A 22,176-nucleotide genomic window follows, 5' to 3' on the forward strand; every position below is an offset into this window, starting at 1 on the left:
AAAGTCGATAACTCAAACCTTTGCAGCAGGCACATAAAATAACCCCGCCAAAAATGGCGGGGTTTGTCAGCGGTCTGCGCGGACTTCCTGTCCGCGCTCCAGGCGCTACGCCGTCCAGAAGCGCGCAGCTTCGCCGCGCGAATGTTCCTCCAGCGAGCCCTCCCACATCACCCGCGCCCCCCGCACGATGGTGCCGACCGGCCAGCCGCTGACCTCGATGCCGTCATAGGGCGTCCAGCCGCATTTGGAGGCGATCCACTCGTTGCGGATGGTCTGCCTGCGCTTGAGGTCGACGATGGTGAGGTCTGCGTCATAGCCGACGGCGATGCGCCCCTTGCCGGCCATGCCGAAGATCCGGCAGGGACCATGGCTGGTCAGGTCGACGAAACGCTCCAGCGATAGCCGCCCGCGGTTCACATGGTCGAGCATGACGGGCACCAGCGTCTGCACACCGGTCATGCCGGAGGGCGAATCGGGATAGGGCTTGGCCTTCTCCTCCAGCGTATGGGGCGCGTGGTCCGAACCGAGGACATCGACGATGCCCTGGCGGATGCCCTGCCAGATGCCGTCGCGGTGACCGGCGTCACGCACCGGCGGGTTCATCTGCACCAGCGTGCCCAGCTTCTCATAGGCCTCGGGCCCAGCCAGAGTGAGATGATGCGGCGTCGCTTCGCAGGTCACCAGCCGCTTGTGCGCGCCGAGGAAGGGAATCTCGTCCGCCGTCGAGATATGCAGGACATGGATGGGCGCGCCCGTCTCCTCGGCGATGGCGACGAGCCGCCGCGTGCAGTTGAGCGCGGCCTCGACGTCGCGCCAGACCGGGTGGGAGGAGGCATCTCCCTTGACGCGCAGGTCGCGCCGCTCGCGCAGGCGATATTCGTCCTCCGAATGGAAGGCAGCGCGCCGGCGTGTGCGCTTGAGGATCTCGCGCACGCCCTCATCGTCCTCCACCAGCAGCGAGCCGGTGGAAGAGCCCATGAACACCTTGATGCCGGCCGCGCCCGGCAGACGCTCCAGCTCCGCCACGTCAGCGGCATTCTCGCGGGTGCCGCCGACCCAGAAGGCGAAATCACAATGCATGCGGTGCGTGCCGCGCCTGACCTTGTCGGCCAAAGCCTCCGGCGTCACGGTCAAGGGATCGGTGTTCGGCATTTCGAATACAGCTGTGACGCCGCCCATGACCGCCGCGCGCGAGCCCGATTCAAGATCTTCCTTATGCGTCGGCCCCGGCTCGCGGAAATGGACCTGGCTGTCGATCACGCCGGGCAGGATGGTGAGGCCGGTGCAGTCGATCACCTCGCCGGCACTGGACTGCGACAAATCCCCCAGCGCCGCGATACGCCCGTCCCTGACCCCAACATCGCCATGATGCCGGCCATCCTGGTTGACGATCTCGCCATTGCGGAAGATGCGGTCGAAGGTCTGGGGCATGGCGCTCTCCTCGATGACGAAGCTGAAACCCTGCGCTTTTCCCCCAGGCAGCGCCAGCTTTCAACCGCCAATCCGCCGCCTCTTCACGCCGCGCACAGGGATTGCCATATAGGAGGGGCTGAAACGGGATTGCCTTGCCATGATCCATCTGCTCGACCGCGCCATACTCCGCCTCAGCGGCGAGGATGCGCGATCCTGGTTCGCCAATCTCGTCACCTGCGATATCGCCCATCTCGAGCCCGGCCAGGGACGATGGGGTGCCTTGCTGACGCCGCAGGGCAAGATCCTGTTCGATTTCCTGGCCACGATCGGCGAGGACGGGCTCTACCTCGATGCGGACGCCGCCCTGGCCCCCGATTTCGCCAAGAGGCTCAATTTCTATCGGCTGCGCGCCAAGGTGAAGGTCGAGGCCTTGCCGGCTTGGGGAGTCTACGCTGCCTTGCCCCCCGAAAATGTCGACATCGAGGGTGCTCTGGTCTTCCCGGATCCCAGGCGGCCCGAACTCGGGCTTCGCATTCTCGCACCTGTCGCAGCCACGGCAGACGATGCGACCACGGCCTATCACGACCGCCGCATCGAGTTCGGCATTCCCGAAGGCGGCAAGGATTTTCGCCTCGGCGAGGCCTTCCCGCACGAAGTGCTGATGGACATGCTCGCCGGCGTCGACTTCAAGAAGGGCTGCTTCGTCGGCCAGGAAGTCGTCAGCCGCATGCAGCATCGCGGCACCGCGCGCACCCGCATCGTGCCTGTGACAGCCAGCGCCACCCTGCCTGCCGCCGGCACGGAAATCCGTATCGGCGACCGGCCGGCGGGCACGCTGGGCTCCTCGGTTGGCAAGAGGGGACTGGCCCTGCTCCGGCTCGACAGGGTGGAGGAAGGGCTGGCTGCCGGCGAAAGCCTGGTGACTGAAGGTCTTGGCCTGACGATCGACAAGCCATCCTGGTGGGTCGCATCGAGCAGCGCGCACAAGGCAACGGCCTGACCCTGGCACTCGCCTCAACCGGGATTGCGCCCCCGCACGAATTGCAGGGTCGTCTCGGCAACGCGCCGGCCGAGATATCGGGCTGTGGCGAGATCCGCTTCGGGCGGTGCCACCTCCGGCCCCTCATCGGTGTTGGACTGGGCGGCAGCGCCGAGGAAGAAGCCGAAGCGATTGAGGTCGGTTTCCCTACCCACCGAGGAGCAATTGCCCGGCGGCAGGGCCAGATTGACCCAATGCATGCCGTGCTGGGCGGCAAACAGGGCCATCTGCATCAAGGTTGCGAGCTTGTCGCCCGACCGTGAGCCCGAATTGGTGAAGCCCGCCGCGATCTTGTTCTTCCAGCCGAGGCCTTTCGACATCACCGCATTCGAACTGGCTTCCTGAAAGGCCTTGAACACGGCGGATGGCCCGCCGACATAGGTGGGCGCCCCGAAGATGATCGCCTCGGCCAATGCCAGCCTGTGCCAATGCTCCGGCGCTTCCTGCGCCGTCAGCAGCAGCGTGGCGACGTCGGGCAATTGTGTCGCCCCCTGCTCGACCGCATGTGCCTGCCGGGCGGTATGGCCGTAGCCGCTGTGATAGACGATGGCAATGGTGGCTTTTGTCACTGGCAGGTCCCTTTCGATGCAGGCCGGATCTGGTTCGCGACGGTGCGGTCGATCACGAGGTGGCCGAGTTTTTCCGGATTGCGACAGACATAGATCGCAGCAATCCGATCTCTCCGGACATCCAGTGCCGTGGTCTGGAGCTCGCATCCCCGTTCGATGGTCACGAACCCCGGCAAGCCATTGACGCTGGCATAGCGCAGGAGTTGCGACATCTGGGCGGAGAACAGCCTCGCCAAAGCAGCCATCAGCTTCAATGCGGCATCGATGCCGACGATCGGGCGCGGAGGAGCGGCAACCTTGCCGCCACCATCCGCCTGGACCGTCACATCCCGAGCGAGCAGAGCCCGAAGCCCGTCTATGTCGCCGGTGCGCGAGGCGGTGAAGAAAGCGGCAGCAATTTCCTGCCCTCTTGCCCCCTGCGGAAGAAACCGAGGTCTTTCCGACCGGATGCGAAGGCGGGCCCGCCGCGCCATCTGCCGGCAGGCGGCGGCATCCCGGCCGATCGTCAGCGCAATCTCGTCGAAGGCGACCCCGAAGACGTCATGCAGCAGGAAGGCGGCTCGCTCGCGCGGCGACAAACGTTCCAGCACCAGCAGAAGCGGCAGGGTGATGTCCTCGGAAGGATCCTCCTGCAGCACGGGCTCCGGCAGCCAGGAGCCGACATAGGCCTCCCGCCGCACCCGCGCCGATTTCAGCTCGTCCAGGCACAGGCGGGTCACCACCTGCCTGAGATAGGCTTCAGGCTCCCGTACGAGGCTGCGATCAGCCTGCAGCCAGCGAATGAACGCATCCTGAAGGACATCCTCGGCATCCGCGATCGAGCCGAGCATCTTGTAGGCCAGGCTCTTGAGACGAGGCCGGAATGCGTTGAACAGGGTGGTGTCCTGAATGGGCAGGTCGAGCACGCCGTCCTCTCTCGTTTGATCGTCCTGCCCTCAAGACGAGATGGCGACCCAAGAATGTGACTCCTGCCCAAACTAAATCTCGGCCGGCACCGTATTTACACGTCGCGAGAAGGTCTTCCCCAACGCACTGCCCTGCCCGTCTTGCTCCCGTGGTGATTCCGGGCAATGCTGGGAAAGTAGTTTCATACCCGCCCGAGCGCGGGACTCTTCGTGAGTGTGCCGGGCGTCGTGGTTGCAATGGCATGCTGCCGCCCTCAAGCGCGAGGATGCCTCCGTGAACCAGCCCCACGCCTTCGACCCCACCGTTCTCAGCCATGTCCGCACGGTGATTAGCATCATCGTCGGCCTCAGCATGGGCCGACTGCTCACCGGCCTTGCCCGCTTCGTCCAGCATCCGCGCCAGCACAAGATCTACGGCGTCCATCTGGTATGGACTTTCTTCATGCTGATGCAGATCATCTCGTTCTGGTGGTGGGAATTCCATCTGGTCAACGTGCAGTGGAGCTTCCCGCTCTATGGCTTCGTCGCCTTCTATGCGAGCGTGTTCTTCTTCATGTGCACGATGCTCTTTCCGGACACCATGTATGAGTACAAGGGATTCGAGGACTATTTCATGTCCCGCCGAAAATGGTTTTTCGGCATTCTGATCGGCACCTTCTTCCTCGACATCATCGACACTTTCATCAAGGGGAGAGACTATACTGCGGCCCTCGGCCCCGAATATTGGGTACGTTTCGCCCTGTACATCACCGGCTGCGCCGCCGCGATCTTGATATCCAACCAGCGTTTTCAGCTCGTCTTCGCCATCCTGGCGCTGCTCGGCGAAATCGTCTGGGCGCTCGGCCTCTATGACACGCTCACCTGAGCCGGCGCGGCAATCAGCTCACCGGCGAGGATCTCATAGGAACGCTTGGTCTTCTCATGGTCGAAGATCATGTTGGTGGCAATGATCTCGTCGGCGCCGGTACGCTCGACGAATGCCTCGATACCCGCCTTGACGGTCGCCGCCGAACCCACCACCGAGGCATGGTTCATGTGCTGCAGTGTCGCACGGCCGATAGCATCGAGGGTCTCCTCGTAATTCTCCACCGGCGGCTGGATCAGGCCCGGCCGCCCGGTGCGCAGGCTGACGAAGGCCTGCAGCCGCGAGCTCTGCAGGAAGTGGGCCTCCTCGTCGGTGTCGGCGGCGACCACGTTCATGCCCAGCATGACATGGGGTTTGTCGAGATATTCGGAAGGTTCGAAACGTCCGCGATAGATGGCGATCGCCCCTTCGAGATCGGCCGCCGCGAAGTGCGAGGCGAAGGCGAAAGGCAGGCCGAGCATGGCGGCAAGCTGCGCCCCGAACAGGCTGGAGCCGAGGATCCAGACCGGCACCGCCAACCCCGCGCCTGGAACGGCTTGCACGCGCTGATCCGGGCTCGCCGGCTTGAAATAGTTCATCAGCTCGATGACATCGCGCGGAAAGGCGTCGATCTCGGCGTTGAGATTGCGGCGCAGCGCCTGGGCGGTGATCTGGTCGGTACCGGGAGCCCTGCCCACCCCGAGATCGATACGGCCAGGATGCAGGGCCGCCAGCGTGCCGAAGGCCTCGGCCACCATCAAGGGCGCATGGTTGGGCAGCATGATGCCGCCGGCTCCCAGGCGGATGGTGGAAGTGCCGGAGGCGACATGGGCGAGCGCCACCGCCGTGGCGGCGCTGGCAATGCCCGGCATGTTGTGATGTTCGGCCAGCCACAGCCTGTTATAGCCGAGCCGCTCGACATGGCGGGCAAGGTCCAGCGAATTGTGGAGGGCCTGCCCGGCATTGCTGCCGACGGCGATGGGCGAAAGATCGAGGACTGAAATCGGGATCATGAAAAGGGCACGACAAAATTCGATGGCGATCGAACTAATATAGGTGGCATTGCCGCCCTGGCAAGGAAAGGCTCGGAGGGCCTTCTCCCCTTGCGGGAGAAGGCTTTTCCGGCCCCAACCCGATCACGAAATGTTCTTCCCTCTTCCCGAGTCGGCTTTCGCCATGGCAAGAAGGCGGCATGGAACGCACAGTCATTCTTCATGCGGACGGCAAGCAGCGCTGCCCCTGGCCCGGGCTCGATCCCTTCTATGTCGCCTATCACGACGAGGAATGGGGCGTGCCGGAATATGACGGCCGCGCCCTCTATGAAAAGCTCATCCTTGACGGCTTCCAGGCGGGGCTGTCCTGGATCACCATCCTGCGCAAACGCGAGCGCTTCCGCGAGGTGTTCGACGATTTCGAGCCGGCCAAGATCGCGCTTTACGGGCCGGAAAAGGTCGAAGCCCTGATGGCCGATCCCGGCATCGTGCGCAATCGCGCCAAGGTGGAAGGCACCATCATCGGCGCCCGCCTCTGGCTGGAAATCGAGGAACGCCAGGGCTTCTCGCACTATCTATGGGACTTCCTCGACGGCCGCCCCCTGCAGAACACCCTGCGCACCACGGCCGATGTCCAGGCTGAGACGCCGCTGTCTCAGAAGATCTCCAAGGACCTCAAGGCACGCGGTTTCAAATTCGTCGGCCCCACCATCGTCTATGCCTTTATGCAGGCGGTCGGCATGGTCAACGACCATCTCGTCGACTGCTTCCGCTATGCCGAATGCGCCGAGCTCGGCAAGGCGGGACATCCGGGCTGACCATGGCACGCGTGAAGAAAGCGGCTCCCCATCGGGCCTGGCAACGCATGCTGTCGGGCCGGCGGCTCGATTTGCTCGATCCCTCTCCGCTCGACATCGAGATCGAGGATATCGCCCATGGCCTGGCCCGGGTCGCGCGCTGGAACGGCCAGACCAGCGGCGACGCCATCTTCTCGGTGGCACAGCACAGCGTGCTCGTGCTCGACGTGCTCGATGCGATGGAGCCTGCCCAGTCCGATGCGGTCAGGCTGATGGTGCTGCTGCACGACGCGCCCGAATATGTGATCGGCGACATGATCTCGCCGTTCAAGGCGGTGATCGGCGAGAGCTACAAGAGCGTGGAGGCCCGCCTGCTCGGGGCCATCCATCTGCGCTTCGGCCTGCCGACCGCTCCCCCGCCGGCAATCAAGGCGCTGACCAAGAAGGCCGATACCGTGGCCGCCTTCCTCGAGGCGACCCAGCTTGCCGGCTTCGGCATCGAGGAATCCTGCCGTATCTTCGGCGATCCGCGCCCCCTGCCCCGGCCGATGGACCAGACGCGGCTGGTGCCCCTGCCGGCGGCCGAGGCCCAGCAAGCCTTCCTCGAGCGTTTTGCTCAGATCTTCCGGTGACCGCCATGCAAATCAATGTCTGTTCGCTCTCCCGCCTCGAAGCCACCGTTGCCGCCACGGGCGCCCGCCAGATCCTGACCCTGATCAATGCCGGCACCAAGGTGATCCGCCCCGTCACGATCGAGGAGGACCGCCACCTTTTCCTGAGCATGAACGATATCGTCGAGCTCGCGGAAGAGGGGCAGATCCTGCCTGGCGAGGACCACCTCTCCCAGCTTCTCGCCTTTGCCCGGGCCTGGGACCAGGCGACGCCGCTGGTGGTGCATTGCTATGCCGGGGTCAGTCGTTCGACCGCCGCAGCCTTCACAGTCGCCTGCGCCCTCAACCCGTCACTCGACGAGCATGAGCTGGCGCAGACCATCCGCCGGCTGTCGCCCACCGCCACCCCGAACCGCCGCATCGTGGCGCTGGCGGATATGCGGCTCGGCCGCAATGGCCGCATGCTGGCCGCGATCGACGCTATCGGCCGTGGCGAGGATTGCTTCGAAGGCGTGCCTTTCGCCTTGCAGTTGTAGGGCGTATCGACACGAAAGCGCCGCTCGGCAGCCCACCCAAAAAAGAGGCCCGGCGCGGGGGCCAGGCCAGGGGAAGGTCAAACATCGCATTGCCGTCGAGGAACGGACAGCTCGATGGCCGCGACCATGGCGCAGGCCGATGACGGGCCGATGACACCGAATGCGCGGCCTCCGGGACGGAAGGCCTCTGCTTTCAGGTTTCGCGCGACCAGGTTGCAGGAGCCGCATAGGGCGAGCCACCCACATCGGCATAGAGCTGGCGGTTGCGCCGCCAGTCGGGATGATAGTTGCGCAGCATGAAGATGCGGAAGCGTTCGGCGGCCGAGGCTTTCGCCTCGGGCGTGACGTAGCCGGCATTCTCGGCGGCCAGCGCTTCCAGAGCGCCGAGATCGTCGGCGGCGATGTACAGGCGCAGCAGGGAGAACTCGCCGCTGACATCGCTTTCATGGCTGAACGCCCAGTCCACGCCAACACCCTGCAGCCGCCCGATGGCCGAAAGGAAGGCGGGATCCGCCGTCCAGGCCGCGCGTCTTGCCTCATATGCGGCCTCGAACCGAGCAACCTCCTCGGGTGGCGGATTGCCTTGCGTCCGGTCCAGCCAGATGTCGTCGGCCAGCCTGCCATGGTTTTGGTGCTGTCGGGCGAACTGGCTTGCGGCAAAGTTCAACAAGACGATTCCCGGCTTGAGACGCTGCAAGACATTGTCGGGACATGGTTCGATACCAGCCATCCACTGCTACTGCCGCGGTTCCTGCCCGGATCCGAGTTTGGGTCCGAACAACAGGCGCTGATAGACGAGGCCGATGCCGATCAGGGCGACGCCGAGCCCCATGAAGGACAAGGCACGCCAGATCCCTTCCAGCTCCGACATGTCGAACAGGAAGGCCTTGGCGACCGCGAGCATGATCACGATGGCCGAACCCAGACGGATGGCGCGCGCCTTCGCCCAGATGCCGAGGGCGAGCAGCATCAGGCCGTAGAGCAGCCAGGCGATGGTGTACCCCCAATTCTCGGCCGAAGAGATCGTGTCGAAATCGGGCACGCCATCGGCGAAGATCTTGCGCACCTCGAGCGTGACATAGACAAAGCCCAGTACGAAGGCACAGACCCCGCATAGCAGGGCGAAGGGCGCATTCTCCATGCCCAAATTCTTGTTTTCACCCTGGCCGACGGCGCGGCCATACCAGTGCCAGAACAGCGCCGCCGCTCCCGCCAGCAGCGCCGGCAGGGCATAGCCGGGCAGCAAGGTGTTGAAGAGGACGCCGCCGCCAATCATCTCGCCACTGACGGCAGGATTGGCGGTGATCAATGGCCCCGAGACCGTCAGGCAAAGCGCGATGATGACGCTGATCGGTGCCGCCGCTCGATACACCACGCTGGTGGTCGCCCCGGAGCGATAGACCAGCGCCATCGAAGCGGCAAAGGCGAGCGCCGTGTAGAGCCCGGCCTCGGCGAGGGACATGCCGGGATAGGCGGCTTCCTCGGCGCCGCGCAGGCCGAGGCGGATGGCAAAGACCACCGCCACGCAGGCGAGCAGGATGGCGCCGAGATCGAGGATGGCGGCGGGAATGTCCGCCTTGCGCCGGCGCAGGAGAATGCCGCCATAGTAGAACGCCGCGGCCGGTACGGCATAACGCAGCACGATATCCGGCCAATCCGGGAAGCGTTCGAGGCTGGCACCGGCCAGGGTCCAGGCTCCACCCATGCGCGCCAGCACCAGCAGGACGAATCCGGCCGCGCACCAGCGCAGGGCCGGCAGCGGCCGCAGGGTCGAGACCCAGGCCGCACCGAGCGCCGACAGGCCGAAAGCCAGGGTGAGCGGGGAATCGGTGATCAGGAAGGTGAGCGTCAGCGCCACTGCCGAAGCGCTCGCGACGGCATGGAGGGAGGAACCCGCCCCCGATGCCTCATCCTGCGCCGCCTGCCCCTCGAGCCTCAGGAAACGCTCGGTCGTCGCGGCAAACAGCAGCGCAAGCCCGGCCGCCACGGCCCCGAAGGGCAGGCTGGCACGAAGACTCTCGATGCGCAGATAGGCGATCGCCAGGGCGAAGATCGGGGTTGCCGTCCCCGCCAGTGCCAGCGCCAATGCCGGCCGTTGCGGCCTTGGATGGCGCATCAGGCTGATCGTGGTGGCCAGCAACAGCACGGCAGCCGGAATGATCGCGATCTCAAGATAGGCCTGGAGCGCGTCCGGCATCAGGAAGGGCAGATAGAGGTGGCCTGGCACCACCACCAATGGTTCGGCGGCAATCTGCCCACCGATCGGCCAGATCCACAGGCAGGCAAGCCCTGCCAGGCCTGCGATTACGGCCGCCGGGGCCAGCGCGTCGAAAGCGAGCGCAGCCGCCAGCGCCAGTGCCATCACGATCAGCAAGGTGGCAAGCGAGGCATGCCCGAACACATCCGCGCCGGCAAAGGAGACGGCCAGGACCGCAAGGCCCGCGACCGCGCCGAGGCCGATGGGATCGAAACGCTGATAGGTCTTGCCGTGATGGGGCTCGTAGATCAGCACCGCGCCGACCAAGGCGGACAAAGCGAGGATGTAGAACACCATGGCGCCGGTGTCCTCGCCCATGATGCTTCCCAGGACGAAGCCATAGCAGAAGGCAGCGATACCGGCGGCGATGGCGAGCCAGCGCCAGAGCCGAATACGGGCCAGCATGAAGGCGGCTGCCGTCACCACCACGACATAGAGGGCGAGAGCCCAGGGATTGGGCTGGTTCGAGGACACCAGCAGGGGCGCGCCATAGGCGCCGACAAGGCCGAGGCCGGCGAGCCAGGGACCATGCAGCGCCGCCGCATACATGGTGGCGATGCCGACCAGGCCGAGCAGGACGAAGGCCTGCGCGGGGCTGAGGAAATCATAGAGCGCATAGGCGGCATAGACGGTTGCGAAGAGGGCCACCGTGCCCGCGGCCGTGACCACGCCGGGAATATAGGCCGCCTGCGCCGTCGTCGGCGCCACGGGCCGGCGCCTCAGATATTCGCCGCCGGTGATGAGAGCCAGCGAGAAGACGAGGCCGGCCAGGATGCGCGCGCCAGGACCGAGGAGTTCCTCCTCGATGGCATATCGCACGAGGAAGGCACCGCCGAGTGCCAGCGCCAATCCGCCGACCCAGACGGCCCAGCGCGTTCCGAGCTTCTCCTCCAGGCTGACCTTGGGCTTGTCGGGTACCGGTCGGCGTGTGGCCTGCGCGGAAACTGCCGGCACCGGCTCCGGCCTGGCTGGCGCCGGCTCGACGGCCGGCGACTTCTCGACAGGCACGGCAGCGGGAACCGGTGCAGCCGCTTCCCGCACGGGTTCCGCGGCCTTTTTCCCTTCCGCTACCGCCGACGTAACCGGCCTGGCGGCGTCAACCGGCACCGGGCGCTGGCCCGGCAGCTGGCGAACCCTTTCCTCCAGCTCCTGCACCCTGCGCCTGAGGCCAAGCGTCATCACAAAGGCAACGATCGCCAGCACCGGAAAGGCGAGCACCAGGAGGCCGATGAGGAGGAAGGCACTTTCTTCGGACATGCTCACCCGTGGCAGGTCATTACAGCGCGGGCTCCGCGCGGAGTCAGGATGTGATCGCCGACGATCGGCCCGGCAATCGAGGTTGCTTGATCACGGACAAGGTCTTTGCCGTCACTGCAAGCGTAGCGCGCCAACGCAGCAGCAACAATTGCCGCATCGATGATCTTGGGTTTGCTTCACGACGCTCGCATCGACGATGCGATAAACATGCCATCCACAAACGCAACTTCGATGCCAGCCATACGCGAGAATTCGGCTCCCGGGTATCCCGCCGGATACAGGACCTGTGGACGTCCTCTCCAGGAGACTTGCCGGTCACGCCCACCATTTGACGCGATAGAAGATATGCTTGCCGATCTTGTCCTTCTCGCGCATGTCGCGCACCCAGCGCGGACGGACATAGTTGGCGTGATAATGCGTGGCGTTGCCGACTTCGGGGATCCAGTCCTTGGCGTTCATCACCCGCTCGGCAAGGACCAGAGCCTGTTCCCAGGGCTCCTTCTCGGTCACCTTGTCGGCGACGAGATCGCAGGCGAAGGAGAACTGGCAGCCGCCATAGCGCTTGTTGCTGGCGCCCTGATAGACCACGTCGCAGACATTCTTGGGATAGAAGGGTGAGCGCAGGCGGTTGATGATGACCTGGGCCACGGCCACCTGCCCCTCGCGGCTCTCGCCGCGTGCCTCGAAATAGATCGCCGTCGCCAGACACATCTGTGCCTTGGTGAACGCGGCCGGCGGCAGGTCGAGCGGGCGGGCCTTGCCGTCGTCCAGCCCGGGCAGGCCGGCGATGCGCGATTTCTTCTGCGCATCGGTCAAGCCTTCGTCGCTGCCGATCTCGGGCAGGGTCTGGGCATCGTCGGGCGTCATCACCGGCTGTACGTTCGCCAAGGTCATGGAAGATTGGGCCACCACCGGCTGGAGGGCACCCGGCTCGGCCATGGCGAGCTCGACAGGCAGCGCTTCGTCGGCACGGGTGGTGCTGCTGGTCAAACTGGCAAGATCGGGACGGCTCGCCGCCGGCGACATGCCGCCGGCCGGCGCCAGCGAATGATCGAGAGGGACGGCGCCGTCGTGCCCGCCGAGCTCGGCGTCGGCGATCGAGAGCCGTTCGGCAAGCTTGGTGACCACGATGGCGCTGAGCCGGGACGGCTGGAATTGCTGCAGGCCCTCGGCGGTCTCGGGCGGCTGGAGCTTGCGCGACAGACGCCCCATCGGCCTTGCACCTGTCTTGGGCATCAGCACATGCGGATCGCCCGATACCATATAGGCGACGTTCTCTCCGGCACCCCGGTCCGGCCGGCGGTCGCCCTTGGCGGTCCGGATCACCTCGGGCCAGATCGTCATGCCCTTCTTGGTGGCGTCACGGATCGGCGCGCTGGGCGGACCGACATCGTCGGGAAGCGGCATGAAATCGCTTCGGCTCGGCGTCAGTGTCAGGCTGGCCGGCATGGCGCGCAGCGTGAAGCCGTCTCCGAAGGCCGCCTGCTGCGCGGAGCCGATATCGGCAAGGCTGAGCTGCGGCATCGCGAACAGGCCGGCTCGCATCACCGAGGCACGCCGAGCGCCGAGCACACCCACGCCGCCCTGCAAGGCGCCATGCATGCTGGCGGCGACGGCCGGGCTCGCCTGCACGGCTGTCGAACGGCGATACATCATCGTGCTGGTGGCTCCGGCGCAGAGCAGAAGGGCGATGATGACGGGCCGGCGCAGCAGCATGGACGAGACTCACAGGTTCAACCAACACGGCGTCGCCGATGAGCCCATTGATGATGCATTAACCTTGATGGGGAGTTAACAGAGGCTGCCAGCCTGTTCCAACTCTGGAAGCTTTGCTCTATCCTTTCGCCATGATGTCCGCGTCCATGCCTCCCGAACAGATCGTCGCGCTGCTGCAATGGTATGCCGATATGGGCGTGGACGTGGCGATCGGGGACGAGCCGCTCGATCGCTTTGCCGAGAGCGCCCAGGCTACCCCCGCCTCCTCCCCCATGCGTTCCGCGCCCAATCCCGATCCGGCGCGCAGGCCTCCTGCTGCCACGGCGCAGCCCCGCATGGCCTCCCCGGCACCGACCCTGCTCACCACCTCTCCGGACGCGGTGGAACTGGCGGCCCGCGAACAGGCGCGCAGTGCCCGCACGCTGGACGAATTGCGGGACCTGCTCGAGCGCTTCGACGGCTGCGCCCTCAAGGCCACGGCCAACCGTCTCGTCTTTGCCGACGGTGCTCCCGACGCCGAGGTGATGTTCGTGGGCGAAGCACCCGGACGAGACGAGGACATCCAAGGCAAGCCCTTCGTCGGCCGCTCCGGCCAGTTGCTCGACCGCATGCTGACTGCCATAGGGCTCGACCGCACCAAGGCCTATATCGCCAATGTCGTGCCCTGGCGTCCGCCCGGCAATCGCGATCCCACCCCGCAGGAAACCACGATCTGCCGTCCCTTCATCGAAAGGCAGATCGAGCTGGTCGCCCCCAAGGTCCTGGTCTGCCTCGGCGCCCGCAGCGCCCAGGCGTTGCTCGGCGTCACCGACGGTATCCTGAAACTGCGCGGGCGCTGGCTCGACTATGATCTCGGCGGCCAGCGCATCCGGGCGATCGCCACGCTGCATCCGGCCTATCTGCTGCGCCAGCCGGTGCAGAAGCGCCTGGCCTGGCGCGACTTCCGCGCCATCCGCACGGCCCTGGAGCAGGATGCGCCCTGAGGCAAACGCCCCTTTGCCTCCTTTTTTCGCCGGGAGAGTCCCGTCGTTTACCGCTGCTTGTACCAAACAAGAGGGCACATTTTGGGAAAACTATATTTCCTTACGTAAGCACCACCTAGAACCCCTGTAACAGGCTTTGCGAAGACATATTTATTGGGTATGGCTTGCACAGCACAAATCACCGTGCCGGCCCGACATCGGTGAAAGGCCGGCATCCGGGGAGCAGGAGACAGGGCGATGAAACTCGACGATATGCGCGCATCCGACAATGTCGACGATCGTCGCGGCGAAGGCGGTGGTTTCGGCGGCGGTGGCGGCGGCGGAGGCTTCCCGGGTGGACGGGGCGGCATCGGCCTGGGCGGCCTGGTGATCGTGGCCGCGCTCTATTTCCTCGTCGGCCCCGAAGCGGCCTTCAATGCCCTGCAGGGCCTCAGCGGCGGAGGCGAGCCGCAGGTCCAGGAACAGCAGCAGCCACGCCCCTCCAGCCAGGCAGGCGGCGCCAACGACGCTTCGGGAACCTTCGTGCGCAAGATTCTGGGCTCGACCGAAGATACCTGGACCAAGCTGTTCCAGGAACAGGTCCGGGGCAAGAGCTACCAGCCGACCCAGCTGGTGTTGTTCAGCGGCGTAACGCGTTCGGCCTGCGGCACGGCGCAATCGGCCATGGGCCCGTTCTATTGCCCGAATGACAAGAAGGTCTATCTCGACACGGAATTCTTCGACGAGATGCGCAACCGCTTCAACGCCTGCCCGGCCGGCCAGGGCGCCTGCGCCTTCGCGCAGGCCTATGTGATCGCGCATGAAGTCGGCCACCACGTGCAGGACGAACTCGGCCTCCTGCGCGAAGGCGGGGCCGGGGCCGGCGGCGCTTCGGTGCGCCAGGAACTGCAGGCCGATTGCCTGGCCGGCGTCTGGGCCAACCGTACCCAGCAGGATTTCAAGTTCATCGAACAGGGCGACATCGAAGGCGCGCTGCAGACGGCCCAGGCCATCGGCGACGACATGCTGCAGAAGAAGATGCAGGGCTATGTCGTGCCCGACAGCTTCACCCATGGCACGGCTGCCCAGCGCCAGCGCTGGTTCGTTACCGGCCTGAAGAGCGGCCAGATCCGCTCCTGCGACACCTCCGGCGCCATCTGAGGGGAATACTTTACTCCCTTGTCATTGAGGTCGCGCAGCCCCTCACCGTACCTCTCCCCGTAAGAACGGGGCGAGGGGACTTTGACGTCGAGTTTATGCCGAAAACCTCTCATCTCGCCCAACGGTGGGGCGAGATGAGAGCTCCGAAGATCAATCGCAACACTTGCGCCTCCTCGCCCCGTTCTTACGGGGAGAGGTACGGTGAGGGGCAGCACCGCCCACGTAAACTCATTCGATTTCAGGCGGCATGCAAAGATTCAGGTCAGAAAACGAGGACCCATCCTCCCGTTCAGGCCGGCAGGCCTCCGAGTTCGGAAAGCCTGACAGGACGCCCCGATTTCATGCTGGCAACAGCCGCTGCCCCGCACAGCATCGACATCGCGCCGGCCAGTGCACCGGCGCGCTGGCCGAGCGGATCGGTCATGCCGGGGCGTAGCAGCATGTCGCGCAGGCGGTCATCGCCGCCGAAATGCCCGCCGCCGGCATGTGGCACGCTGATCCGCTCGACGTCGCCGAAATTGCGCATCAGCAGGATCTCGTCATGGTCGGGCGTCTCGAAGGCCTGGCGCTCATATTGGCGGACCTCGATGCGCCCCTTGGTACCGTTGAAGGCCAGATGATAGCCCTCGATCGGCATGAAGGTGTTGAGGGAATAGGACACGATCACCTCGTTCTCGAAGCGCAGCATCGCCGTCATGGTATCGGCGATGTCGATGTCCTCGCGATAGACGCAGCCATCGCGCACATAGCCGTCCTCGGCTGACGGGTCCTCGTAGAGCATGGTCAGCCAGGGATCCTTGCTCATGTCGAAATAGAAATCGCAATCCTGGGCATGGACGCAAGTCTGGCAACGCTCGCCGCGGAACGGCCCGTTGCGGCCGTAATTGCGCTGGGTACCGTAGGCTGAGACCTCGCGTGGCACCGAGTCCAGATACCAGTTGAGCAGATCGAAATGATGGGTGGCCTTGTGCACGAACAGGCTGCCCGAATGGGCTTCCTTGGCGTGCCAGCGCCGGAAATAGTCGGCACCATGCTGGGTGTCGAGATACCAATGGAAATCGACCGAGGTCACGGTGCCCACCGCCTCCTCGCGCAGCAATTGCTTGATGCGGGCGGCCGTGGGCGCGAAGCGATAGTTGAAGGTCACGTCGACAGGCCGGCCGGTGCGTGCCTCGGCTTCGAGGATGCGCCGGCACTTTTCCGGCGTGGTGGTCATCGGCTTTTCGGTGATTACCCGGCAGCCCGCCTCGAGCGCCTTGACGATGATCTCGTCATGGGTGTCGTCACGGCTGCAGACGATGACGATCTCCGGCTTCACGCTCGCCAGCATCAGGTCGACATCGGTGTAGACGGGCGCGTTGGTGCCGATCGCGGTGCGCGCGGCCGTGGCCCGCATCTCGTTGACGTCGCAGATCGCCACGAACTCGGCCCGGTCGCGCCAGCCTTGCAGCAATTCCTTGCCCCACATGCCCGCGCCGCGATGACCGGTGCCGACCAGCGCCACCCGATGCCGCTCGGGGCTCTCCTCATGTCTCGTCGCTTGCATCGTCATAGCGTTTCCTCATGCGGTTCTGGCTGTTGACGGCGCCCGGGAACGAGATCCTTCTCCGGAGCGCTCAGACGAAATAGTCGGGATATTGCACCCTCAACCGGTCGATGTCGGGAACCACGGCGCTCAGATGCGCCTTCATGGCCTTGCTGGCCACCTCGACGTCGCGACGGGCGATGGCATCGCGGATGAAGCTGTGCTCGGCGATGACCTGATGCATCCGGCCCGCCACCGGCAGGGTCAACCGCCGAGCCCGGTCCATCTGGACCTTGATCTGGCGCAGCAGGCGCGGAATGCTGGGATAGCCGGCGATCTGGGCAATGGCCTGATGAAAGGCTTCGTCCGCCTCGTGAAAGGCATCCTTGTCGCCGAGATCGGCCAGCAGGCGCTGGCGCGCCAGGATGGCGTCGATCGTGGCGATATCGGCTTGCGTGGCGATCTCGATGAGGCGCCGCACCGCCGTGTCCTCCAGGGACTGGCGGATCACCACCGCCTCCGGAATAGCGGCCACCGGCACCCGCGAGACGAAGGTTCCCGATTGCGGGAAGATATCGACCAGGCCGTCCTCTGCCAGGCGGATCAGGGCCTCGCGCACCGGCGTCTTGCTCACGCCGAAACGCTGGGTCAGCGCCTTCTCCTGCAAAGGCGTGCCGGGCACCAGGCGCATGCCGAGGATTGCCTCGCGCAGATCGTCATAGATCAGGGTCGCCGTGGTGACGCGCGGCCGCCTCGGACGAACGCCGGACTGCGCCGCCTTGCCTCGCGCCGTCAGGATTTCCAGCGAATGGCTCGTGTCCTGGCTCTCCATGGCCCCGGCCTGATGCGACCTCTCGCGGCATCGCGATGATCAGATTTTGACACACTAGTATCTTAGTGTTAAAGCCAACGTCAAGAGGAGACGCCAACCAGAACAGGGCCGAGCCCCGCATGGCACTTCATCCAGACAGGCTTTTGCCGATCGAACCGGACGCCAGGGCCATTGCGCGCCGCCTCTATGGGCAGGTGGCAGGCCTGCCGATCCTCTCCCCGCATGGTCATACCGACCCCAATTGGTATGCCGAGGATGCGGCCTTCCCCGACCCTGCCACTTTGTTCGTCAAGCCGGACCACTACATCACCCGCATGCTCTATTCGCAGGGCGTGCGGCTGGAAGCTCTCGGCATTGCCAGTCGCGACGGGACTGATGTCGAAGCCGATGGCCGCAAGATCTGGCGGCTGTTCGCCGACCATTGGTACCTGTTCCGGGGCACGCCGAGCCGCTTGTGGTTCGAGCATTCGCTGGAGAGCGGCTTCGGTATCACCGAGCGCCTGGCACCCGGCAATGCCGACCGCCTTTACGATGAGATCGCGACCGCGCTGCAACGGCCGGAATTCCGCCCGCGCGCGCTCTATGACCGCTTCAATATCGAGGCGATCTCCACCACGGACAGCGCCACCGACGCCTTGAAGGCCCATCAGGCCATTCGTGCCTCCGGCTGGAAGGGACGTGTCCTGCCGGCCTATCGCCCCGATGCCGTCGTCGATGCCGACCGCGCCGATTTCCGCAGCCAGGTTCGCCATCTCCTCGATCTCACCGGACAGCCAGCCACATGGGACGGTTATCTGGCGGCCCATCGCGAGCGCCGCGCTTTCTTCAAGTCGCTGGGGGCAACCTCGACCGATCACGGTCACCCCAGCGCTCGCACGGCCGATCTCGACAGGGCCGATGCTATGGCACTGTTCGCTCGTCTGCTTGCCGGCCCAGCCTCGGCCGCCGATGCCGAGTTGTTCCGGGCGCAGATGCTCACCGAAATGGCGCGGATGAGCCTCACGGACGGGCTCACCATGCAGATCCACCCGGGCTCCCACCGCAACCACAATCCGGCGCTGTTCACCCGTTTCGGTCCCGATGTCGGTGCCGATATTCCGAGGCAAACCAGCTATGTCGAGGCGCTGAAGCCTCTCCTGGACGCCGTCGGCAACGAGCCCGGTCTCACCATCGTGCTCTTCACCCTGGACGAAACGGCCTTCAGTCGGGAACTCGCGCCCCTTGCCGGCCATTATCCGGTGCTTCGGCTCGGGCCGCCCTGGTGGTTCCTCGACAGCCCGGAAGGCATGCGTCGGTTCCGAGAACTCGCGACCGAGACGGCAGGCTTCTACAACACGGTCGGCTTCAACGACGATACCAGGGCCTATCTGTCGATCCCGGCTCGCCACGACATGGCTCGCCGCGTCGACTGTGCCTTCCTCGCCCGGCTGGTCGCCGATCATCGCCTGGAGGAGGACGAGGCCGCCGAGATCGCCGTGGACCTTGCCTATAACCTCGCCAAGCGCGCCTACAAACTCTGACATTGCATGCCGTGGCGGCGCGTAATGTCACGTAACGTCATATCGATATCGAAACGCACGAGTACAAAGACAGGAACGCAGAAAAACCGGCCTTCGAGCAACCAAACGGACCGGAAAAGGGGGGAAGCCATGAGTGCCCATCTCGTCAGTCGTCGTGCCATGTTGGGAGCCGGATGCGGATTTGCCGCCTCCATCACGCTGGGCAGCCCGGTCCTGGCCCAGGACAAGCAACTGAGGGTATTCTGGTGGGGCTCGCAGGAGCGGGCCGACCGCACCAACAAGGCAGTGGATGCCTTCCGGGCGGCCAACGCCGGCATCGACACCAAGACCGAATTCACCGGATGGAGCGACTACTGGCCCCGTCTCGCCACGCGCGTCGCCGGGCGCAATGCACCGGACCTGGTGCAGATGGACTACCGCTACATGTTCGAATATGCCCGCCGCGGCGCCATCGTGCCGCTCGACCAGTATCTGGGCAACCTTCTCGACATCGCCGATTTCGGAAAGACCAATCTGGGGTCCTGCAGCGTCGACGGCAAGCTCTACGGCATCAATCTGGGGGTCAATTCCTCCGCCATGGCCTATGACGCGGCGGCCTGGCAGGAAACAGGCGTCGAGCCGCCGAAATTCGGCACGAGCTGGGAGGAATTCGCCAGCAAATGCGAAGCTTTCGGCAAGGCCAACAAACGCAAGAAATTCTACGCTTCCGTCGACGCCAGCGGCCTCGAACCGGCTTTTGAGCTCTGGCTGCGTCAGCGCGGCAAGGCGCTTTATGACGACAAGGGCTCGGTCGCCTTCGACGCCAAGGACGCGGCCGACTGGTTCAAGCTGTGGGGAGCCCTGCGCGATTCCGGCGGCTGCGTCACCGCCGACATCCAGGCCCTCGACAAGCTCACGCTGGAGACCTCGCCGCTAGCTCTCGGCTATGCTGCTGCCAGCTTCCTGCATTCCAACCAGTTCATCGGCGCCCAGCAGCTCAGCAAGGCCAAACTGTCGATCACGGCCTATCCCGTGATGACCGACGGCAAGCCCGGCCACTATCTCAAGCCCTCGCAGATGTGGTCGATCTCCTCGGACGCCAAGGCACCGGAGCTTGCCGTCAAGCTGGCCAATTTCACTGTGCATGATCCCGCCGGCGTCAAGATCCTCGGCGTGGAACGAGGGGTGCCCGCCTCCCCCGCCATGCGCGACCTTGCGGCCGCCTCGCTCGACGATGTCAGCAGGCAGATGGTCGATTATGTCGGCAAGCTCGATCCCTATGTCGGGCCCCTGCCGCCCTCCCCGCCCAAGGGAGCCGGCGAGATCTCCTTCGTGCTGCAGCGCATCAGCCAGGAAGTCGCTTTCGGGTCGACGCCGGAACAAGGGGGCGAGCAGTTCGTCACGGAAGCCGAGTCGATCCTCAAACGGGGTTGAGTGCCATGCCCCCGACCACTCTGGCCTCGACGACACTGGCCCACCCCAGCGAGATCTCCGAAAGCTGGCTGCGGCAGGCCCTGCGCCGCAATAGTGCCGGCTATCTGTTCCTGGCTCCCTGGCTGATCGGCTTTCTCGGCCTCACCCTGGGGCCGGCTCTGGCTTCGCTCTATCTGTCCTTCACCGATTACGACCTGCTGCAGAGCCCGCAATTCGTCGGCACCGCCAACTATGTGCGCATCGCCACCGCCGATCCGAAATTCGCGGCGGCGATGAAGGTGACCTTCACCTATGTGATCCTGTCGGTGCCGCTCAAGCTGATCTTCGCCCTCGCTTTGGCCATGGCCTTCAATCGCGGCATCAGGGGGCTTCCGCTCTATCGCGCCATTTTCTACCTGCCCTCGCTGCTCGGCGCTTCCGTTGCGATCGCGGTGCTGTGGCGCCAGCTCTTTGCCGCCGACGGCCTCGTCAATTCCCTCCTTGCCCTCGCCGGCATCGACGGGCCGAGTTGGATCTCCAATCCGCGCTATTCGCTCTATACACTGGTAGCGCTCTCGGTCTGGCAGTTCGGCTCGCCGATGATCATCTTCCTGGCGGGCCTGCGCCAGATTCCGCAGGACATGTACGAGGCAGCCAGCCTGGACGGCGCCTCCAAGGCCCGGCAATTCTTCAAGATCACGCTGCCGCTGCTCACCCCGGTGGTGTTCTTCAACTTCGTCATCCAGACCATCGAGGCCTTCAAGGCCTTCACGCCCGCCTTCATCATCTCCGAGGGCAATGGCGGCCCGATCAACTCGACCCTGTTCTACACGCTCTATCTCTACCAGGAAGCCTTCGGTTTCTTCCGCATGGGCTATGCCTCGGCACTGGCCTGGATCCTGGTGCTGATCATCGCCTTCTTCACCGCCTTCTCCTTCCTGACCGCGCGCTATTGGGTGCATTACGATGACTGATGCCGCCGCCATGCACGCGCCGGAACGATCAGTCCTGCGCTCCGCCCTGATCCACGCCGCCCTGATCGCCGCCTCCTTCGTGATGCTCTACCCCCTGCTCTGGATGCTGGCGGGCTCGGTGCGGCCGGCCGACGACATCTTCGGCGGCCAGACCTCGCTGATCCCCTCCCAGGTCTCGATCCGGGCCTATGAAACCGGCTGGTTCGGCCTGCAGGTCAGCTTCGGCACCTTCTTCCTCAACTCGCTGGCCATTTCCGTGCTGGCGACCATCGGCAATGTCATGGCCGCCTCGCTGACGGCCTATGCCTTCGCGCGGCTCCAGTTCTTCGGCAGGAATTTCTGGTTCGCCCTGATGCTGGGCACACTGATGCTGCCCTATCACGTCACCCTCATTCCCCAATATGTGCTGTTCCTCAACATCGGCTGGGTCAACACCTGGCTGCCGCTGGTGGTGCCCAAATTCCTCGCCGTCGATGCGTTCTTCATCTTCCTGATGGTGCAGTTCTTCCGCGGCCTGCCGCGCGAACTCGACGAGGCCGCGATGATGGATGGCTGCAGCGCCTGGCGCATCTATTGGAAGATCGTGCTGCCGCTTTCCGTTCCCGTGCTCGCCACCGCCGCGATCTTCTCCTTCATCTGGACCTGGGAGGACTTCTTCGGGCCGCTGATCTATCTGGGCGACATCCACACCTATACCGTGCAGCTCGGCCTGCGCTCGCTGGTCGATGCCAGCGGCACCTCCGATTGGGGCGCGCTCTTCGCCATGTCGGTGCTCTCCCTGATCCCGATCTTCCTGGTCTTCCTGTTCTTCCAGCGCCTTCTGATCGAAGGCATCGCCACCACCGGCATGAAACGCTGACGACACACTTTTGCG

Annotated in this window: 19 protein-coding genes and 1 pseudogene; 11 read left to right on the forward strand and 9 right to left on the reverse strand. The window is 64.9% G+C overall.

What is annotated here, in order from left to right; all coding sequences use genetic code 11:
* Positions 1-105: 105 nt before the first annotated feature.
* Positions 106-1,431, reverse strand: coding sequence for a dihydroorotase (locus ABXS05_RS31050; RefSeq protein ID WP_367626591.1), 1,326 nt, complete (start codon positions 1,429-1,431; stop codon positions 106-108).
* Positions 1,432-1,570: 139 nt separating this feature from the next.
* Here ABXS05_RS31050 and ygfZ point away from each other — a divergent pair, with 139 nt between their 5' ends.
* Entirely contained in the window at positions 1,571-2,413 is an 843-nt protein-coding gene (ygfZ, locus tag ABXS05_RS31055) for a CAF17-like 4Fe-4S cluster assembly/insertion protein YgfZ (protein WP_367626592.1), read from the forward strand.
* Between the two features lie 14 nt (positions 2,414-2,427).
* On the opposite strand, the gene ABXS05_RS31060 is transcribed toward ygfZ, so the two are convergent.
* Positions 2,428-3,021, reverse strand: coding sequence for a flavodoxin family protein (locus ABXS05_RS31060; protein WP_367626593.1), 594 nt, complete (start codon positions 3,019-3,021; stop codon positions 2,428-2,430).
* Positions 3,018-3,926 (reverse strand): RNA polymerase sigma factor SigJ, encoded by a 909-nt coding sequence (gene sigJ, locus ABXS05_RS31065; protein WP_367626594.1) that lies wholly within the window; start codon positions 3,924-3,926, stop codon positions 3,018-3,020. The genes ABXS05_RS31060 and sigJ overlap by 4 nt, the downstream gene beginning before the upstream one ends.
* Positions 3,927-4,200: 274 nt before the next feature.
* Here sigJ and ABXS05_RS31070 point away from each other — a divergent pair, with 274 nt between their 5' ends.
* Entirely contained in the window at positions 4,201-4,791 is a 591-nt protein-coding gene (locus ABXS05_RS31070; protein ID WP_367626595.1) for a hypothetical protein, read from the forward strand.
* On the opposite strand, the gene ABXS05_RS31075 is transcribed toward ABXS05_RS31070, so the two are convergent.
* Positions 4,773-5,783 carry an LLM class flavin-dependent oxidoreductase gene (locus ABXS05_RS31075; protein ID WP_311942223.1) on the reverse strand — a complete coding sequence of 337 codons (1,011 nt, stop codon included), beginning with the start codon at positions 5,781-5,783 and terminating at the stop codon, positions 4,773-4,775. The genes ABXS05_RS31070 and ABXS05_RS31075 overlap by 19 nt on opposite strands.
* Before the next feature lie 179 nt (positions 5,784-5,962).
* Between ABXS05_RS31075 and ABXS05_RS31080 the strand changes: the two genes are divergently transcribed.
* The 3 genes from ABXS05_RS31080 to ABXS05_RS31090 are packed head-to-tail and all read left to right on the forward strand — an operon-like array spanning position 5,963 to position 7,706.
* A complete protein-coding gene (locus tag ABXS05_RS31080; protein ID WP_311942221.1) occupies positions 5,963-6,580 on the forward strand; it encodes a DNA-3-methyladenine glycosylase I in 618 nt (205 codons plus the stop codon).
* Between the two features lie 2 nt (positions 6,581-6,582).
* Entirely contained in the window at positions 6,583-7,191 is a 609-nt protein-coding gene (locus tag ABXS05_RS31085) for an HD domain-containing protein (protein WP_311942218.1), read from the forward strand.
* A 5-nt stretch (positions 7,192-7,196) separates the two neighbouring features.
* The gene (locus tag ABXS05_RS31090) at positions 7,197-7,706 is read left to right on the forward strand and encodes a tyrosine phosphatase family protein (RefSeq protein ID WP_311942438.1); all 510 of its coding nucleotides are present in this window, start codon (positions 7,197-7,199) and stop codon (positions 7,704-7,706) included.
* A gap of 193 nt (positions 7,707-7,899) precedes the next feature.
* Here ABXS05_RS31090 and ABXS05_RS31095 read toward each other — a convergent pair whose 3' ends face one another.
* The 3 genes from ABXS05_RS31095 to ABXS05_RS31105 all read right to left on the reverse strand — a co-directional run bounded on the left by ABXS05_RS31095 (position 7,900) and on the right by ABXS05_RS31105 (position 12,936).
* Positions 7,900-8,373, reverse strand: a complete 474-nt coding sequence (locus ABXS05_RS31095) for a hypothetical protein (RefSeq protein WP_311942216.1) — start codon at positions 8,371-8,373, stop codon at positions 7,900-7,902.
* A 69-nt stretch (positions 8,374-8,442) separates the two neighbouring features.
* A complete protein-coding gene (locus ABXS05_RS31100) occupies positions 8,443-11,220 on the reverse strand; it encodes a DUF2339 domain-containing protein (protein ID WP_367626596.1) in 2,778 nt (925 codons plus the stop codon).
* A 315-nt stretch (positions 11,221-11,535) separates the two neighbouring features.
* Positions 11,536-12,936, reverse strand: coding sequence for a cell wall hydrolase (locus ABXS05_RS31105; protein ID WP_367626597.1), 1,401 nt, complete (start codon positions 12,934-12,936; stop codon positions 11,536-11,538).
* Between the two features lie 146 nt (positions 12,937-13,082).
* On the opposite strand from ABXS05_RS31105, the gene ABXS05_RS31110 reads away from it, so the two are divergent.
* On the forward strand, positions 13,083-13,919 hold the full coding sequence (locus ABXS05_RS31110; protein WP_367626598.1) for a uracil-DNA glycosylase: 837 nt from the start codon (positions 13,083-13,085) through the stop codon (positions 13,917-13,919).
* Between the two features lie 237 nt (positions 13,920-14,156).
* Positions 14,157-15,059 (forward strand): KPN_02809 family neutral zinc metallopeptidase, encoded by a 903-nt coding sequence (gene ypfJ / locus ABXS05_RS31115; protein WP_367626599.1) that lies wholly within the window; start codon positions 14,157-14,159, stop codon positions 15,057-15,059.
* A 289-nt stretch (positions 15,060-15,348) separates the two neighbouring features.
* On the opposite strand, the gene ABXS05_RS31120 is transcribed toward ypfJ, so the two are convergent.
* Positions 15,349-16,611, reverse strand: coding sequence for a Gfo/Idh/MocA family protein (locus tag ABXS05_RS31120; protein WP_367626600.1), 1,263 nt, complete (start codon positions 16,609-16,611; stop codon positions 15,349-15,351).
* A 64-nt stretch (positions 16,612-16,675) separates the two neighbouring features.
* Entirely contained in the window at positions 16,676-17,416 is a 741-nt protein-coding gene (locus ABXS05_RS31125; RefSeq protein ID WP_367626601.1) for a GntR family transcriptional regulator, read from the reverse strand.
* 119 nt (positions 17,417-17,535) lie between these two features.
* Here ABXS05_RS31125 and uxaC point away from each other — a divergent pair, with 119 nt between their 5' ends.
* The 4 genes and pseudogenes from uxaC to ABXS05_RS31145 all read left to right on the forward strand — a co-directional run bounded on the left by uxaC (position 17,536) and on the right by ABXS05_RS31145 (position 22,161).
* Complete coding sequence (gene uxaC / locus ABXS05_RS31130; protein ID WP_367626602.1) at positions 17,536-18,936, forward strand: glucuronate isomerase; 1,401 nt, start codon at positions 17,536-17,538, stop codon at positions 18,934-18,936.
* A 129-nt stretch (positions 18,937-19,065) separates the two neighbouring features.
* A complete protein-coding gene (locus ABXS05_RS31135) occupies positions 19,066-20,349 on the forward strand; it encodes an ABC transporter substrate-binding protein (RefSeq protein WP_367626603.1) in 1,284 nt (427 codons plus the stop codon).
* A gap of 89 nt (positions 20,350-20,438) precedes the next feature.
* Positions 20,439-21,302: pseudogene (locus ABXS05_RS31140) on the forward strand (carbohydrate ABC transporter permease); the annotation flags it as partial.
* Positions 21,295-22,161 carry a carbohydrate ABC transporter permease gene (locus ABXS05_RS31145; RefSeq protein WP_367626605.1) on the forward strand — a complete coding sequence of 289 codons (867 nt, stop codon included), beginning with the start codon at positions 21,295-21,297 and terminating at the stop codon, positions 22,159-22,161. The pseudogene ABXS05_RS31140 and the gene ABXS05_RS31145, both read left to right, overlap by 8 nt.
* Positions 22,162-22,176 lie beyond the last annotated feature (15 nt).

Origin of the sequence: Labrys neptuniae (genome assembly GCF_040797145.1) — a bacterium.
GTDB classification, from domain to species: Bacteria; Pseudomonadota; Alphaproteobacteria; order Rhizobiales; family Labraceae; genus Labrys; species Labrys neptuniae.

What these genes read in the sequence shown, in the direction of transcription:
- ABXS05_RS31050 (WP_367626591.1), bottom strand. Translation starts at nt 1,431, where the DNA reads ATGCCCCAGACCTTCGACCGCATCTTCCGCAATGGCGAGATCGTCAAC.
- ygfZ (WP_367626592.1), top strand. Translation starts at nt 1,571, where the DNA reads ATGATCCATCTGCTCGACCGCGCCATACTCCGCCTCAGCGGCGAGGAT.
- ABXS05_RS31075 (WP_311942223.1), bottom strand. Translation starts at nt 5,783, where the DNA reads ATGATCCCGATTTCAGTCCTCGATCTTTCGCCCATCGCCGTCGGCAGC.
- ABXS05_RS31080 (WP_311942221.1), top strand. Translation starts at nt 5,963, where the DNA reads ATGGAACGCACAGTCATTCTTCATGCGGACGGCAAGCAGCGCTGCCCC.
- ABXS05_RS31085 (WP_311942218.1), top strand. Translation starts at nt 6,583, where the DNA reads ATGGCACGCGTGAAGAAAGCGGCTCCCCATCGGGCCTGGCAACGCATG.
- ABXS05_RS31090 (WP_311942438.1), top strand. Translation starts at nt 7,197, where the DNA reads ATGCAAATCAATGTCTGTTCGCTCTCCCGCCTCGAAGCCACCGTTGCC.
- ABXS05_RS31100 (WP_367626596.1), bottom strand. Translation starts at nt 11,220, where the DNA reads ATGTCCGAAGAAAGTGCCTTCCTCCTCATCGGCCTCCTGGTGCTCGCC.
- ABXS05_RS31105 (WP_367626597.1), bottom strand. Translation starts at nt 12,936, where the DNA reads ATGCTGCTGCGCCGGCCCGTCATCATCGCCCTTCTGCTCTGCGCCGGA.
- ABXS05_RS31110 (WP_367626598.1), top strand. Translation starts at nt 13,083, where the DNA reads ATGCCTCCCGAACAGATCGTCGCGCTGCTGCAATGGTATGCCGATATG.
- ypfJ (WP_367626599.1), top strand. Translation starts at nt 14,157, where the DNA reads ATGAAACTCGACGATATGCGCGCATCCGACAATGTCGACGATCGTCGC.
- ABXS05_RS31120 (WP_367626600.1), bottom strand. Translation starts at nt 16,611, where the DNA reads ATGACGATGCAAGCGACGAGACATGAGGAGAGCCCCGAGCGGCATCGG.
- ABXS05_RS31125 (WP_367626601.1), bottom strand. Translation starts at nt 17,416, where the DNA reads ATGGAGAGCCAGGACACGAGCCATTCGCTGGAAATCCTGACGGCGCGA.
- uxaC (WP_367626602.1), top strand. Translation starts at nt 17,536, where the DNA reads ATGGCACTTCATCCAGACAGGCTTTTGCCGATCGAACCGGACGCCAGG.
- ABXS05_RS31135 (WP_367626603.1), top strand. Translation starts at nt 19,066, where the DNA reads ATGAGTGCCCATCTCGTCAGTCGTCGTGCCATGTTGGGAGCCGGATGC.
- ABXS05_RS31145 (WP_367626605.1), top strand. Translation starts at nt 21,295, where the DNA reads ATGACTGATGCCGCCGCCATGCACGCGCCGGAACGATCAGTCCTGCGC.